This is a genomic window from Clostridium punense, assembly GCF_017874425.1.
GTDB classification, from domain to species: Bacteria; Bacillota; Clostridia; order Clostridiales; family Clostridiaceae; genus Clostridium_J; species Clostridium_J punense.
Window position 1 is genome coordinate 1 of sequence record NZ_JAGGLL010000037.1, and the last position, 15,623, is coordinate 15,623.

Here is a 15,623-nt window from a genome sequence, read left to right on the forward strand (position 1 = left end):
CTATTAATAACCATATACTTCTTACATTTTTCGCATTTTAAAGGATCTATGCCAAAATATTTTAAAATTCTATACTCCCATTTTCTTAACTTTTTTAGTTCTTCAGCTACCTTTTCATTTATAAGTTTGAAAAACTTATTTTCACATTTATTATTGCTAGAGTATATACCATAATATCTAATCATTCTAAAGTGTTTTTCGGGTATATGAATTATTAACTTTTTAATAAACTCTATGGCATCAAGCTCCACTTCTACCCTCTTTCCATCTTCATGTCTTTCATAGTAAAACCTTACGGTTCTTCCATCATAGCTTATAATCCTTGACTGTGCTATTACAGGTCTTGCAGCATATCGGCCTACATACCTTGCTACAATTTTAGTTGAAGTTATCAGTCCTTTTGCGTATACATAAAAACCTTTGGTTAAAACAGAATATAGCTGATTTTTTAATCTTTTAAATTCTTTAATCCCATTTTTTAAGTTACTACCTAATTTGTCTAAAAGAAGTTTCTGCCACCTATTGCGAAGCATAGCAAAAGGCATAAAGTTAAACTTTTTCCAAGCTGTAATATTACCACTTGCCCCTTCAGTTACTAGTAGATGTACGTGGGGATTCCATTTTAAATCTCTACCGAAGGTATGAATAACAGCAACTATTCCTGGAATAAACTTTTCCTTTTTACTTCGTTCTAAATACCAACTACTAATTGCTTCTGTAGCACATTGTGGTAATAAACTTAACAATCTTCTATCAGCTCTAAAGTATTCTCTCAATTCCTTTGGGATTGTAAAAACCATATGCCTATGTGGAATGTTTATTAACTTTGCAATTAAATCCTCTGTCCAATTGTCAATTCTAATTTTCCCACAAGAATTGCAAAATCTACTCTTGCATGTAAATCCTACTCTTTTTGTTTCTCCACATGCTTCGCATTTAAATTCTATAAACCCATTGTTCAACGATCCACAGTTCATCATTTTTTCAACTTCCACAATAACATTTTTTCTAATCTTTCCTCTGTATAATTCTTTAAATTTATCCCAATGATCTAAAAATATTTCTTTTATAATAGTTTTCTTCATTCAAAATCATCCTTGTTTTTTAAATAAATTATACAAAACTTTACCCAAAATGTTTATGGTACTTTTTTACATACATTCTGAAACCCTTCAATTCCAAGGCCTTCCAGGCATTTTGCTAGCGCAAAAAAAGTTGAAATTCCTATATAATAACAAAAAACATATAACCTAAAATTTAGATCATATGTTTATCTTAAAATTCTTTACTTTTTCATTTATATTTTCTATAAAACCTTCTAAATTGATACATCATAGTTTTACAGCTAACTTAGACTAAACATGAACATAAAAAGTTCTTTTAAATTATTCTGTAGATTACCATTGTTACTTAGTAATAAATCTATATATGCACTCCCTAAGGTATAGAAACATTCCCTGCTCAATGGTAAGGTCACTTCTAGTGAATTAGATTCCACTAAGAATTTTTTTCTAACTAAGTTTTCTACATACCTAGCAAATCCTTCTTTATATTGTTGCCATATCATATATTCATAGTCTACATCCTTTAGATAGTCCTTCATGCCCTTATAATAGTTGAGTACTTTTCTATAATCATTATTTTTAAGATTTTCACACAGTTTTAGTGTTTGCTCTATAAATTTCTTATCTTCATATGGAAATGGATGAGTTATTTCCCATGTATAATTTTTCTCTTCTTTTGCTCTTTTTGATAGGATTAAATTTCCCCTAATTTCTTGCTCATCATTAATCCATTGAAAGCAGTGTACAAACTCATGAAATATAAACATATATCCCTCAATGCTGTTAAAAGCATCCTGAGAAATTACAGCACTAGCCTTCATATCATAAAACTCTAATGGAAAAGAAGCTAATACCTTATTTGGTAGTGTGATACTCGATCGATTCTCTAAGACAAATTCATACTTCCTACCTAATTCATCTAAATCAAATACATAAAAAATATTGTTTCTAACTACTGCTACTGGATATAAGTTGTTCAAAGAATGGTGTACCTCTTTGGCTGTCTTGTGTAATTCACAAAGTTTATCTAATGATTGCAAACAATTTTCTATAAATTTTTTCTTATCATGTAATTCCACTATACTTTCTCCCCCTTTAACTTTATATCCATATCCTTTTCAATTCCCTCTGCACTACACCTTAGCTTATAGAAATACTTCACTATATCCTCTTCATTGTCTATACTTTCCTTCATGTTGATTAAAGTTCTTTTTCCAACTCTTCTATCTAATACAACTAAAATTTTCAAAAGAGGGTTTTGAGTTTGTAAGCACTCTTCTATAGGAGTATTAAAGTAACTCCATGCTGTATCTATAAATTCTACCTGAGAGTACGTTCCTTCTACGGGTGCTCTATAATAATCTCTTTTTAATGTACACATGCTATAGACTTCTTTTCCATCTACAGTAATATAAGCTCGTCCTATTCCATCATGCATTCTATAATTTGAACAAAAATATTCTACCCTTGACTTTAAAGAATCGCATAGAAAACTTTCCAATCGTTTTTTAGTCTTGCTCCACATATATTTTATTCATCTCCTTATATGGCCTTCTGATAATTTAATCAATTCCACTTTTATTAATATACTCCTGTAAGAAATTATAAATTCAGAACAATTTATAAAATTTAATGTTTTTTAATACTTTTTTCATGTTTGTTAATGTTTATTTAACTTTATTCCCAATTCGTTCTTGCAATTCATGAATAACCATGATATACTATTAATAAGGATGAATCACAGTGCACAATGAATTATCTTTAATTATTAAGGCATCTGAAAATAAATAACAAGTCAAAGATGTAAAGGATATTTTGAGTTCACAAGCAAGCTTGTGCCGACAAGTAAACAGGTTCTGCAGATAGTAGAGCTATCTAAGGGTTCTGTTGACGCAGTATAACGCAAAATAGCCGAGCATACAGACTTATTTATTTTTTGAAGATGCCTAAAGAAGGAGTAAATTTTTATGTTTATTGAAGAAAGGCACCAAGCCATTATAGACATTGTAACTGAAAATGGCAGAATTTCTATTGGAGAAATTCAGGAAAAATTTAATGTATCCGTTGACTCTGCGAGACGAGACTTAAGAATACTTGAAGAAAAAGGCCTTTTAAAAAGAACCCATGGTGGCGCAATTCCTACAAGACAAGTTGCATCAGGTAAGCCACCCAAAACTACAGCAAAGGATATAACCTCTGTTAAAGAAAACTATCTTGCAATAGCTCTAAAAGCTGTTTCAATGATCAAAGACAACGATGTAGTTTTTATCACTTCAGCAACTCTTGGTTATTTTATGGCGCAAAATTTGCCAAGCGATATCCGTGTTAGAGCTGTAACAAACTCCATAATAATTGCTGAAGAGCTGAGAAAGAAGGATAATATATCTGTAATATTTTTAGGTGGAGAAATGGATAGCAAGGGCAACTGTTATGATGCCTTTGCCGTTGAAATGATTACTAGGTTGAGATTTGATAAATGCTTTATTACTTCTGCTTGTATATCTCCTAAATTTGGTTTATCAATACAAAAATCCGTAGCAATCACCTTCTGGAATGCGGTTATTGATAGCTCAAAGGAAACCATTGGATTATTTCCTACAGAAAAAATTGGCTTTGAATCAATATTAAGTATTTGTCCAGCAAATAGATTAGATACCCTAATCACAGATTGGGATGCCTCTGAAGAAGACCTAGCTGCTTTTGATGAACAAGGAATTAATGTAGTAGTCGTAGAAAAAGAATAAAACTATAGGGCAGGTTTCCTGCCCTTCATTATTTATTTAAAACCTTATCAATTATTGAGTCTTGAAATTCCTCATTTAAAATGTCCATGTAAACTTCGTCATACTCATTATTTCCATATATAATTGCTTTTCTTCTTCTTCCAATCTCTTTAAAACCACACTTCTTGCAAGCTTTTATTGCTGGTTCATTGAAGGAAAAGGTTTCAATCATTATATTTCTTAAATTAAGTACATTAAATCCAAAATCTAATATTAACTTAGTAGCTTCTGAGCCTATACCTTTATTTCTATTGCTTCTTTCTCCAATAAACATGCCCATAACAGCATTTCTGTTTATATAATTAATTCTCATAAGTCTTCCAATTCCGATAACTTCATCATCTTCTGCTCTCACAATGTAAAAGGCATACCCTCTGCTATTATTCATATTTATAAGATATTCCTTTTGCACTTCGTAAGTAATCATATCTGATATATCCCCTGTTCTTATGGCAACTTCAATATCATTACTCCAGCTAGCTACCTTTTCAGCCTCATTGCCATCTACTGGTGATAAATAGCATCTTTCTCCCACCATCTTTTTTAAATAACTCATTAGTCTCAATCCCCCTGACTGTTCCTTGTGTAAAATTATATTTTCTACACTGAAATATCTATTTACTACTTAAGTACTAGGCTTCTTATCTATGCTCCTAAAAATGTTAAAGAATAAACTTAAGCATATAGGAATATTGTACCAAAATGTGGATTAACTTGTAAGAACTTTCTGCTTATTTTCAAAGGATTTAAATAATTCTTTCATATATATGTACATGCTCTAATATAATAAAAAATAATAAACAGATTATTTTAAGACAAGCTTCTTTATTAAAGAAAATCATACTTTTTAGTTCTTAAACCCTAAGTAATATTTAATAACTATTACTAGTTACTTTTATAATCTTGTAATTATAAGTAACCAGAGTTAAAACTCAACTTATACATGAGTCCTAACCCGGTTCTCTTAAGGCTTTTGGGACATGGACTTCATTGATACTGAATAAATTAAAATTTCACCACGGAAGCCTATAGTTACCTTATAAATAGCAAAATTAGGAGGATTAATAATGAAAAAAACACTTAAGATTACCTTTATTCTTTTAGCTTGTACTTGTCTTTATTTTTCAGTGGGATGCAATAATCAAGCTAAGTCCCAAACTGTAAATTTAAATATATCTGCAGCAGCTAGTTTAAAGGACTCTTTAGAGGAAGTAAAAAAAATATATGAAGCTGAAAATTCTAAGATTTCATTAACCATAAACTACGGTTCCTCTGGTGCTCTTCAACAACAAATAGAACATGGAGCAGATGTGGACATGTTTCTATCAGCAGCTCCAAAGCAAATGAATGCACTAGAAAACAAAGACCTGCTCCTAAAGGATTCAAGGAAAGATCTTTTGCTGAATGAAATAGTTTTAATTGTTCATAAGGACAACTCTTTCATTTCTTCCTTTAGTGACTTAACTCTAGACAAAGCTTCACATATAGCCTTAGGAGAACCTAAAAGTGTACCTGTGGGTGAATATGCAGAAGAGGTTCTTAAAAGCTTAGGAATCTTAGATGTGATTAAATCTAAGGCTGTGTACGGAAAGGATGTAAAGGAAGTTTTAACTTGGGTGGAGACAGGAAATGCAGATGCTGGTATTGTCTATGGTACAGATGAAAAAGTATCTACTAAGGTAAAAGTTATTGCCACTGCTTCCTCTGATTCACATAAGCCTGTAACTTATCCAATAGCCATCCTTAAAGCCAGTAAAAAAACTGATGCTGCCAAGGAATTCATGAATTTTTTAAACTCTGAGAAAGCCAAAAATACTTTTGAGAAATATGGTTTTAAAACAACTTTAAAATAAACTATTTATGAAATAAATTACTTATAAAATAAATTATAGGAGGGATACTTGTTGAACTTTGAACTTTCCCCTTTGGTAATTTCAGCTAAAACTGCATTTACTTCAACTATAATCACTTTCTTTCTAGGTATTTGGGCTGCATGGTTTATGAGAAGTAGGAAGGGTAGATTCAAGGTGATCTTTGACTCAATTTTCACCTTGCCCATGGTGCTTCCACCTACTGTTCTAGGTTTTTTCCTCCTGCTTATTTTCGGTAAAAATGGTCCTATTGGTAAGGTTTTATTCTCATTCGGAGTAAAACTTATATTTTCCTGGCCAGCCACTGTAATTGCTGCAACGGTGGTAGCCTTTCCTTTAATGTATAAAACAACCTTAGGTGCTTTTCAACAAATTGATGATAATATTTTAAATGCAGCTAAAAATTTAGGTGCTTCAAATACTAGAATCTTTTGGACTATAACAGTCCCTTTAGCTTTACCTGGAATTGCAGCGGGCACAGTACTGGCTTTTGCAAGAGCACTAGGTGAGTTCGGTGCTACCCTAATGATGGCTGGTAATATTCCTGGTAAAACTCAAACAATTCCTGTTGCTATTTTTTTCGCTGTAGAAAGCGGAGATATGAATACAGCTTTTTCTTGGGTAGCTATTATTTTCTTTATTTCTTTAATAGTAATATTTCTCACAAATTATTGGACAACTCATGCAGTAAGAAAAACATAAAAATGGAGACATGCTAAAGTGCCTCCATTTTTTAAAATTTATATTTATAGTTTCTATTTATTTCTATCTAATAAGTGACTATTAAGCACATCTATAGGTGGTTTGAATTAGTTAGTAAAACAAACTATAGCAACTCTACACTTCGTACTTTGGTGGTAAAGCTCTCTTGTGCTTATTATACTGATTTTTTAGCCTTATTTTTTCATCTATTTCCTCATCTCCACAGGTGCCATTTTCTATATATTCATTGATTTGCTTATAGGTGAAGCCTAGCTTTTCTTCATCTGATTTTCCGCTTAATCCATCACTTGGAGTTTTGTGAACTAAATCCTCAGGTAAGCCAAAATAATCTCCAATAGCTACAACTTCCTCTGTAGTTAAATCTCCAATTGGGTTAAAATCATAGGCACTATCTCCCCATTTTGTTGTATACCCTACAAAGGCTTCTGATTTATTTCCTGTACCACATACTCTGTAGTGAAGGTTTGCAGCAATGGCATACACAGTAGTCATTCTAAGCCTTGGTGGAATATTAATTCTAGCATCCTCTGATAAATCTTCTCCAATTTCTTCTAATAATCCTTTATAGGCTTTTTCTATATTAACTACTTTATAATTAATTCCTAGAAGCTCAACAACTCTTAAGCTATCACCGATATCCTTCTGCTCTCCATTAGGTATTAAAACCCCAAATACCCTTTCTTTACCTAAAGCCTCAACTAATAGTTTAGCTACAATAGTGCTGTCCTTTCCTCCACTAACTCCAATTACAGCTCCTTTAGCACTAGGCTGTGCTTTAAAATAATCCCTTATCCAAGCTATAATTTCTTCACATATCTTTTCTGCATTAAAACCTTTCCTCAATTTTTTCTCCTCCTTATATACCCTTAAAAAATTCCGTGTAGTCTATTTCTTATTTCTGATAGAGAATAATCCTTTATTAAAACTCCATCTTTAAATATCAATTCTAATAAGTTATCCTCATAGCTTTCTTGCTGTTTTATGGTTAATTCATCTTTATATAAGATATCTTCCCCGTGTTTATAAACATAACACATTCCCTTTTGAGATTTCTTAAAATTATCCTTATCTGTTTTAGGAGCCTTAAAAATGAATCTTTCTTCTCCCTTTATCACAGCATGAGTAGCTTTTAACGCAAACCCAAAGGTGTCCCTAGTATTATATTGATAAGTGTAAGAACCAATTCCAAAAACACAATTATTAACTGCAAACCCCTTTTCCATAAGGCCTTTGCAAATTTCTTCGCACCTTTCAATAGTAATGCTATCACCATAAATTGTACCTATTTTCCCGTTTAGCACCTTGTAACCCTTTGAATTAATTTCTCCTCCAAATATATCCCAAAGGAGCTCCACTGTTCCTTTATATTCTTCACTATCTCTTGGAGCGCTTTTATCTCCGCATATTATTTTTACAGGATCTCCACTATCCCCTCTGATAACTATTTTCCCATCTCTACTTAGAATTTCTTCCTTTAATTTTGGAAGTATTTCTGTTATTACGCTCCAATAATCATAAGTGTCTGAAACTATGCTTAAAATGCCCCTTGGAAATACTTCTGTAATTAACCTTTTATAGGCTGAAAATTCGTCCTCTCCGTAACTACACATTACACTATGCTCTGTGGAAGGTGTTCCAAGTCCTACTGCTTCCTTTTCTACATCACAATTATAATATTCTTCAAGGTAAGCAATTGCTGGAATAGTTGCCGTTCCAAGGAAAGAAAGAAGATGTGCTGCCCCACTAAGCTCTGCACTTTCCACAGAGCTAAAACCTCTCATACTAAAGTCTCCACAAGACCTTCTTGCCTCTCCACCATCCACAGTTAAGTCAAAATACTTTTCAATTATTTCTCTATATCTATAACCAATTGTTGCACTGGTCATAGGCTGCCATATATTACAGCTCATAAAGGTTTCTAAATAATTCACCAGCCATGGAAAATCTTCATGGGTATTAGTAATTTCAATCATTGGAGTTTTTATATTTACCCTTGTGCCTTCTGCTACTGCCTTAATTTGTATAGGTAAATATCCTAAATCATGAAGAGCTTCTATATGCTTGGTATCAGCAGCAATATTTCCTAAGGTATTAGCTATAATTCTCTTATATTCTTTAATTACTTCTTCCTTATCTTTATTAAAGAAATTATCATTAAAATATTGAATTAAATACTTTTTAATAAAAGGTTGAAGTCCAAACATAACCACTTTATCCATGTGTTCTTTTCTAGACATTCTAGGAGTCCAGTAACTTACTAGCTTAGTCATTCCTTCTGCGTAGCACATATGGTGAATGGTTTTATAAAAATCCGTTAACAGCATTGGATTTATCATAATTATTTCCCCCTATTGATAACTTTTCCTTGTAGCCCTTCAATAACATCTAGTGCTTTTTCATGAAGTGAAGAATCAAAACTTGCACAAAGACTTCCATCAACTATAATATCTGCATTTCTATATTGAGACTGGAATAAAACTACGTTACTGATTACGCAGATATTAGTAACAACTCCCACTAACTGAATTTCTTCAATCTCTTCTCCAATTTCTCCTGCTATTTTAATCATATCCTCTGGAGAAATACCAAAGCCTCTTTTTTCATAATGAAGCGTGTTCTCTGCCTTTGAAAACTCCTCCAACTTTCCGTATAATCCATGACCCTTACTACCCTTAATGCAATGATTAACGGGCAAGTTTTTTCCTTCTCTAGTTTCTAAATAATCTTCAAAGTGAGTGTCATATGTGAATATTACTTTATGCCCTTCCCCTAAATACTCCTTCACCTTGTTATAAATGCCTTCTTCAAGAGTTGTGGCCTTTTCAAAGCCTAGGGATCCATCCACAAAATCCTTTTGATAATCAATAACTACTAATAATTTTTTCATCATAAATACCCCCTATATTTCATAAACCCTAATTTTTTCATGTTCTTTGCTTAAAATGCTGTCGGTTGTATAAATCCCCTTTACCAAATCACTATTTAGTAAGCTTCCTTCAAAAATTGTATTTTCACAGTGAGTCACTGCTAGATAAATTTCACTGGCTCCCATATCCTTTAATTTGCTAGCTGTCATCATGAAGGTTCCACCCTTTGAACATAGGTCATCTACTATAATAGCTTTAAAACCACTTTGATTTATATCCCCATTAATTTCTAAGCTTTTAATCATGCCTGTTTTAAAATCTCTTTCTTTATTTGCAGTTAGTATCTTTTCATAATTTATTTCTTTACCGTATCTTTTAGCTGCACCAGCATCTGGATAAACTAAATAAATTTCTTCTTCTCCTTTATTTAATTCTCTTAAGAGCTCCTCAGTTAAAAACTTACTCATATTCACAACCTGAACCCTATCTAACAAGGCAGTGGATACCTCTGAATGTGGCTCATAGATAGTGACAGCTTCAAAGCCTAAATTATTAATTATTCTACATAAATATTTTAAAGTAAAAACCCTTATTCCCTCTGTTCTATCCATTCTGCTATAAGGCATATAAGGAATCACTAAATTACATTTTATTCTTAACTCCTCTAAATGGCCCTTTAAAAATATTAAATGAGTAATATCTTCATCACTTTCAAACTTAACTTTTATTTCATTTACCCCGTCTTTAACTTTTAAACCTTCACTTTTAATAAAGGACTCCCCATTAGGAAACTTATTAACCTGTACTCTCTCACCATTGAAATAAATCATTTTATACCACCCTATCTTTTAATAATGAACAAGTTCATTTTGTTAATAACTTTGGAAGCAGATTCGGATTATCACCAAAGCAACTTTACTAAGCTAAGGAACTGCCACTTTTACAAGATAGCAGACGTGAAGCTTCCAAAATGTTGTTAAAAATTATGCTCCCAGTTCTCATTGAACTTAAACATTTTAGCAGGCCTAAAGGGTCTACCTTCTAATTTTTCATCAGTTTCAATAATCATATCCCCCATTTTTCTTCTAAAATTTAAAATTTCTCTTCCCATTATAGCCTCATAAACATTTTGAAGCTCTTTTACTGTGAAAATTCTAGGTAATAAATTAAAGGCAATTGGAGTATATTCTACTTTATTTCTTAATCTATCAATGGCATAATCTAAAATTTTATAGTGATCAAAAGCTAATTCTTCTGTGGAATTCTCCATCAGTTTATAAGAAGTTTCTTTTCTTCTTATAAAACCTCTTTCTATTTTTTCTGTAACTTCATAATGAATCTGCACTTTTCCATCAGAAGAATTAAGTTTCAGAAGATGCTTGTTTTCTATATAGCCTTCGTGCTTTTCACTACTTATAAGTGTTTTATCTATCCAAAACCACTGACTTTTTTTCTCACCATTAAATTCTTCAACTTTTATACCATTTTTCTCAACTAATGCTAGATTTCCTACGCTTATAACTCTTGTTCTTTTATCTCTATCCACATCTCCAAAGGTATAAAGCTGTTCTGTATATACATTGTCTATTCCTGTCTTTTCCTTGAGCTTTCTCCTTGCTCCATGATCTAGGCTTTCTTCCATTTGGACAAAGCCTCCTGGAAGGGCCCAACTCCCCTTATAAGGATAATCTTCTCGCTTAATTAAAATAACCTGCATACCTTTTTTCGGTACCTTTCTAAGATTATCTTCTTCCATATCCTCTGTTGTAAATATTATAATATCATTAGTAATACTAGGTCTTCTATATTGACTTTCATCATAGTTTTTTAGGAATTCTTCTTCTTTATTTATAATAAAGTTATCCAAGGCTTTCCCTCCTGAACTTATTTTCATTTAGATAATATCAACTTGATGTTATGTCTTTATTATAGAACTTCTACCACTATATGTCAATGAAGATTTCTCAAATTTTCCTTTTTAAATTTTTGTAAACTTAGGAACCTTTTTAGAATTAATTTAATCTCCATCTAACTAAAGATGTCCTTCACATCTTTGACTTGTTATTTATTTTCAAACGCCTTATGAACTAAAATTATACAAAAATAAGGGTAATGAATCTTGCTAAAAATCATTACCCTTATTATTCTAAATATATCTATTTCCAACTATTAATTTGTTTTACATACATAGCTTTTGCAAAACTATAATAGATTATTTGAAGCAATAAATAAATTCCTACTATGATCATCAAATAAATACTTAAGCTAGATTTTAATAAATTACTTAAAGCTATTATTGCAAAACTAGTATGACTAAAGGCTATTAAAAAGGGCAGAAAGAACATTATAAAACACTGAGTGCTCACTATTTTTTTAACTTCATCAATAGACATTCCTATTTTTCTAAGTGATATAAATTCTTGTCTATCCTTTTGAACTTCATTAAACATTTTAAAATATAGTATACTTCCTGTGGCAATAAAAAACAGTATGGCTATAAAGGTTCCTATAAAGAAGAACAAGGACATACCCATCATTAATCCTGAAATATCAGTGACTCTTTCTCTTAATTCATAAGATCTTTCCTTTGGAACTTGACTAATTATATGTTCTACTGCATCTACAGCTTTCATCCAGTTTTTTATATTATAGCCATAATAAACTTGTAGTTTTTCTTCTTTTAATGCACTCTTAATTTTATTGAAATCCTCGTCATTAAGAACAGCTGTATTAGAAGCTTTTTGATCTGCATTTATTATCCCTGAAGCAATTTCATCTTTAATAAGCCAACTAGTTGACTCATCTTCAATATTTAGATTAAGCTCCTTGTTATTAGAAAATAGCTTTGCTCCCTTTGTTGTACTTCTTCCAGTAAAATTGTAACAATGTATTAAGACTTCCCCACTATTAATTGTGGTTATAGGCTTTTTCTGTTGCTTTGCTAGGGTGTTATAGTCACTGTTACTCATAATATAAAAATCCTTAGTGTTCACTAGGTTATTATACTTTACTACTTGATTTTCAGGTGAAGTCTCATTAGTTCCCTTTATTAATATAATCTTATTCTTATACTGCACCTCATGTTTTTCAGCATTTAAAATTTCCTCCACTTTTTCAGTGCTTATTATTTCATGGGTATTTAATCCGCTTTCTACAAAGCTTATATCCTGTGGATAGTTTAAAGTAGCACTATGTTGAAGGGTCTTTTGAAAAGAATATACACTGGCTGATGCTGTAAGGGTTACTGCTGAAAGTATGGATACAGCAAATAATATTCTTGCATTGTCTTTAAGCTTAAAAATTATCTGAGACAAGGTTATCATATTGGTTCCCTTAAAAAACACATTGTTGTTGTTTTTAAGTTTATTAGTAAAATACACACTAAACTGTGAGTACAGAAGATAAGTCCCTGCTACAGTAACAATTAAAATTGGAAACATAGTAAATATTATAGCTTGGTTTGAAAATACTGCTATAAGATAACCCATTCCTATTAAAATTATTGATAACACAGCCTTCTTTTGAGAAAACTTTGGTATTGGTTTAGCCATTCTCTCCCCTTTTAAAAGTTCAATTATATTATTGTTTTTAATTTTATAACTTGCTACAAAGCCGATACCTTGAAATAAAGCTAAAAAACATACTATAGTTATTGCTATAGCTTTAACTGATATATTTAATGGAAGTTCTGCATCTAAAACTAAAATTGCTGAAACTGACATAAAAAACAGTTTTGAAAACAATAATCCCAAAAGTAATCCTGTTCCTATGGAAAACAAAGAAACAATAAGATTTTCAAACATGACATAACTTCTAATTTGCCCCTTTGTAAGTCCGAACATAGATAAGAGTCCAAATTCCTTTTCTCTAGACTTTAAAAAGCTTGTAATAGAGTAATTGGTAAATACTACTGTGAACACTAATATTACAATTTCACAAAGAAACATGCCTTGAGCCGTCATTCCACCCATTTGTCCCATGGTTTTAATATTTTTCACCTGTGGATTAAATAAGAAGTTAGCAAAAATAAAGAAAACCATAACCACCAAGGCATTACTTAAATAATACATTACAAATTTATTTAAATTACCCTTTATATTTTTAAAAGCAATACTATGCAAGGTCATTGTATCTTCCCCCGATCATAGTTAATGAGTCCATAATTTCCTTAAAGAAAGCTTGTCGGTTGCCTCCTTTTACTATTTCTAAAAAGTGCTTACCATCCTTAATCATAATTATTCTCTGACAAAAGCTTGCTGCAAAAGGATCATGAGTAACCATCATAATAGTGGCCTTTTTCTCTTTATTAAGATTATCTAAAGACTCCATCACATCTTGAGAAGCCTTTGAATCTAGGTTTCCTGTTGGTTCGTCTGCAAGTATTATTGCTGGGTTATGAACCAGCGCTCTTGCACAGGCTGCCCTTTGTTGTTGACCACCTGAAGTTTCATAAGGTCTTTTATTTAAAATATCCTTTATATTAAGTAGGTTAGCAATGTCCTCCACTTTTTTCTCAATTTCCTTTGGATTCATTTTATCAAGGACTAGAGGTAATACTATGTTTTCCTTTATGGATAAAGAATCTAGCAAGTTAAAATCCTGAAAAATAAACCCTAGTTCCTTTCTTCTAAACAAAGCTGCTTTCTTTTCATCAAGTTTAGCTGGGTTTGTTCCATTTATAAAAAGCTCACCTGAAGATGGAGTATCTATGGTTGCAAGAATATTTAAAAGAGTACTCTTTCCACTTCCTGAAGGACCCATTACCCCTACAAATTCTCCTTGATTTATATTAATACTAAATTTATCAAGAGCTTTTACCTTTAAGGTTCCTCTTTTATCCCCATAAATTTTAGTTATATTTTCAGCTTTTAATACTGACATATTATCCTTCCTTTCAATTCTAGATTTAGGGTTTACTGACAAAGTTACGTTCAACTTTAAACTTTAATATATAGAGACCCGCGTGAAGATTTAGCTTATACATGAGTCCTATCCTAATTCCCTCAAGGGGTTATGAAGGTGAATAAGTTGAACTTCCCACATGAAACTCTACAGGAAACCAAAGTAAAAGCTAAATTATATATAACCCTTTACCTTGACTCCTTAAGACTTTTAACCATGAATAAAATGCACTATCTTAACGAAAACCTATATAAAGATTAATGAAAACCCTAAATATATTATAAAAAAAACAGAGAAATCAACCTATTGATTTCCCTTTCAAATATAACTTTAACCTTACAAAATTGAAAGACTAAAATTTAAATATATTCTTTCCCTCATAAAATTCAATAAAAAAGGTAGCGCCCTTTCCTTCTTCTGACTCTACAGTGATATTATGACCAAGCTCCTCGCACACTCTCTTTGCTAGATACATCCCCATTCCCGTAGACTCTGAAGTTTTTCTCCCATTCTTCCCAGTAAAAAAGGCATTAAAAACTCTACTTAAATCTTCCTTTGGAATTCCTATACCTTCATCACTTATGGATAAGATTATCTTTGAGTCTTCCCCATAAATTTTAAAACTTATATTTTTACTTTCTCCTATTTCAGCTTTTGAGTACTTAATAGCATTAATCACTATTTGATTTATCACAAAATAAATCCACTTTCTATCTGTATGCACTGTTACTTCATCATTGCAATGTATTTTAGGAAATATATGATATCTTATTAAAGATTTCTTATTATCATTTATAACTTTTCTTATAATGGAAATTATATCTAAGGTCTCTACATTAAAATCTAAATTAAAGTCGCTGAGCCTAGCATTATATAGCATCATATCAAGGCCATGAGATAGTTTTTCATTTTCTTCAGCTATACTGCTATAGCTTTCTTTATTATCCTCACTTTGAGCGTCCTGAAGTAGCAGATTAATTACTGATATCGGAGTTTTCATTTGATGTACCCACTGATTTACAAAGTATATATACTGCTTATGCGCCTCTTCATATTTTATAGTTTTATCTCCACAAAGCTTATACGTGTTGAGTAAGATTCTCTTAAACAATTCTTGTTCGTTACTATTTGGAGTTCCAAGATTTAAAATATAATCCAAATCTTCTTTAGAATTTGATATAAGCTCTAATTGTTTATAAAAGCTCCTATTTCTATAGTAATCATAAAACAAAAACACCAAGAGTAAGGATGCTGAAACTATAAATGCATATAGTACATTGTTTATTGAAATGTCATCACCCTTTATGAAAAAAGTTAAATACATTATAATAACTGCTGATAAAGTGCTAAAAAAATACACCGCTATGTATGGAATCCTATCTTTTAGAAAATCTTTAAAATTCATATCCTTCA

The 15,623-nt window shown here is 31.4% G+C and carries 15 protein-coding genes; 3 read left to right on the forward strand and 12 right to left on the reverse strand.

Annotated features, from left to right (window positions below):
- From J2Z44_RS17580 to J2Z44_RS17590, 3 genes are all read right to left on the reverse strand, one after another.
- Positions 1-1,085, reverse strand: a 1,085-nt coding sequence (locus J2Z44_RS17580; protein ID WP_209649889.1) for an IS91 family transposase, incomplete at its 3' end; no start/stop codon positions are given.
- A gap of 260 nt (positions 1,086-1,345) precedes the next feature.
- Positions 1,346-2,143: a hypothetical protein gene (locus J2Z44_RS17585; protein WP_021283021.1), complete on the reverse strand. Its 798-nt coding sequence runs from the start codon at positions 2,141-2,143 to the stop codon at positions 1,346-1,348.
- Entirely contained in the window at positions 2,143-2,589 is a 447-nt protein-coding gene (locus J2Z44_RS17590) for an SF0329 family protein (RefSeq protein ID WP_021283020.1), read from the reverse strand. Before J2Z44_RS17590 ends, J2Z44_RS17585 begins: the two co-directional genes overlap by 1 nt.
- Before the next feature lie 442 nt (positions 2,590-3,031).
- Between J2Z44_RS17590 and J2Z44_RS17595 the strand changes: the two genes are divergently transcribed.
- Positions 3,032-3,808, forward strand: coding sequence for a DeoR/GlpR family DNA-binding transcription regulator (locus J2Z44_RS17595; RefSeq protein ID WP_021283019.1), 777 nt, complete (start codon positions 3,032-3,034; stop codon positions 3,806-3,808).
- A gap of 28 nt (positions 3,809-3,836) precedes the next feature.
- Here the strand turns inward: J2Z44_RS17595 and J2Z44_RS17600 are convergent, their stop codons facing one another.
- Positions 3,837-4,403 carry a GNAT family N-acetyltransferase gene (locus J2Z44_RS17600; RefSeq protein WP_021283018.1) on the reverse strand — a complete coding sequence of 189 codons (567 nt, stop codon included), beginning with the start codon at positions 4,401-4,403 and terminating at the stop codon, positions 3,837-3,839.
- Between the two features lie 511 nt (positions 4,404-4,914).
- Here J2Z44_RS17600 and modA point away from each other — a divergent pair.
- On the forward strand, positions 4,915-5,700 hold the full coding sequence (gene modA / locus J2Z44_RS17605; RefSeq protein WP_209649891.1) for a molybdate ABC transporter substrate-binding protein: 786 nt from the start codon (positions 4,915-4,917) through the stop codon (positions 5,698-5,700).
- A gap of 51 nt (positions 5,701-5,751) precedes the next feature.
- Entirely contained in the window at positions 5,752-6,420 is a 669-nt protein-coding gene (gene modB, locus J2Z44_RS17610; RefSeq protein WP_021283015.1) for a molybdate ABC transporter permease subunit, read from the forward strand.
- Between the two features lie 135 nt (positions 6,421-6,555).
- On the opposite strand, the gene nadE is transcribed toward modB, so the two are convergent.
- The 8 genes from nadE to J2Z44_RS17650 form a co-directional block, all read right to left on the reverse strand.
- Complete coding sequence (gene nadE / locus J2Z44_RS17615; protein ID WP_021283014.1) at positions 6,556-7,284, reverse strand: NAD(+) synthase; 729 nt, start codon at positions 7,282-7,284, stop codon at positions 6,556-6,558.
- Positions 7,285-7,307: 23 nt separating this feature from the next.
- Positions 7,308-8,777 (reverse strand): nicotinate phosphoribosyltransferase, encoded by a 1,470-nt coding sequence (locus tag J2Z44_RS17620; RefSeq protein ID WP_021283013.1) that lies wholly within the window; start codon positions 8,775-8,777, stop codon positions 7,308-7,310.
- 2 nt (positions 8,778-8,779) lie between these two features.
- Entirely contained in the window at positions 8,780-9,328 is a 549-nt protein-coding gene (locus J2Z44_RS17625; protein WP_021283012.1) for a cysteine hydrolase family protein, read from the reverse strand.
- Positions 9,329-9,340: 12 nt separating this feature from the next.
- Positions 9,341-10,138 carry a ribose-phosphate pyrophosphokinase gene (locus J2Z44_RS17630; protein ID WP_021283011.1) on the reverse strand — a complete coding sequence of 266 codons (798 nt, stop codon included), beginning with the start codon at positions 10,136-10,138 and terminating at the stop codon, positions 9,341-9,343.
- Between the two features lie 146 nt (positions 10,139-10,284).
- Positions 10,285-11,175, reverse strand: coding sequence for an NUDIX hydrolase (locus J2Z44_RS17635; RefSeq protein WP_021283010.1), 891 nt, complete (start codon positions 11,173-11,175; stop codon positions 10,285-10,287).
- Between the two features lie 289 nt (positions 11,176-11,464).
- On the reverse strand, positions 11,465-13,435 hold the full coding sequence (locus tag J2Z44_RS17640; RefSeq protein WP_021283009.1) for an FtsX-like permease family protein: 1,971 nt from the start codon (positions 13,433-13,435) through the stop codon (positions 11,465-11,467).
- A complete protein-coding gene (locus tag J2Z44_RS17645; protein ID WP_021283008.1) occupies positions 13,422-14,189 on the reverse strand; it encodes an ABC transporter ATP-binding protein in 768 nt (255 codons plus the stop codon). The genes J2Z44_RS17640 and J2Z44_RS17645 overlap by 14 nt, the downstream gene beginning before the upstream one ends.
- Positions 14,190-14,562: 373 nt before the next feature.
- Positions 14,563-15,615, reverse strand: a complete 1,053-nt coding sequence (locus J2Z44_RS17650; protein ID WP_021283006.1) for a sensor histidine kinase — start codon at positions 15,613-15,615, stop codon at positions 14,563-14,565.
- Positions 15,616-15,623: the final 8 nt, after the last annotated feature.

Bases quoted from the DNA above. Each gene is read 5' to 3' on its own strand.
- J2Z44_RS17650 (WP_021283006.1), bottom strand. From the start codon at position 15,615: ATGAATTTTAAAGATTTTCTAAAAGATAGGATTCCATACATAGCGGTG.
- J2Z44_RS17620 (WP_021283013.1), bottom strand. From the start codon at position 8,777: ATGATAAATCCAATGCTGTTAACGGATTTTTATAAAACCATTCACCAT.
- modA (WP_209649891.1), top strand. From the start codon at position 4,915: ATGAAAAAAACACTTAAGATTACCTTTATTCTTTTAGCTTGTACTTGT.
- J2Z44_RS17625 (WP_021283012.1), bottom strand. From the start codon at position 9,328: ATGAAAAAATTATTAGTAGTTATTGATTATCAAAAGGATTTTGTGGAT.
- J2Z44_RS17600 (WP_021283018.1), bottom strand. From the start codon at position 4,403: ATGAGTTATTTAAAAAAGATGGTGGGAGAAAGATGCTATTTATCACCA.
- J2Z44_RS17640 (WP_021283009.1), bottom strand. From the start codon at position 13,435: ATGACCTTGCATAGTATTGCTTTTAAAAATATAAAGGGTAATTTAAAT.
- J2Z44_RS17595 (WP_021283019.1), top strand. From the start codon at position 3,032: ATGTTTATTGAAGAAAGGCACCAAGCCATTATAGACATTGTAACTGAA.
- J2Z44_RS17645 (WP_021283008.1), bottom strand. From the start codon at position 14,189: ATGTCAGTATTAAAAGCTGAAAATATAACTAAAATTTATGGGGATAAA.
- J2Z44_RS17630 (WP_021283011.1), bottom strand. From the start codon at position 10,138: ATGATTTATTTCAATGGTGAGAGAGTACAGGTTAATAAGTTTCCTAAT.
- J2Z44_RS17590 (WP_021283020.1), bottom strand. From the start codon at position 2,589: ATGTGGAGCAAGACTAAAAAACGATTGGAAAGTTTTCTATGCGATTCT.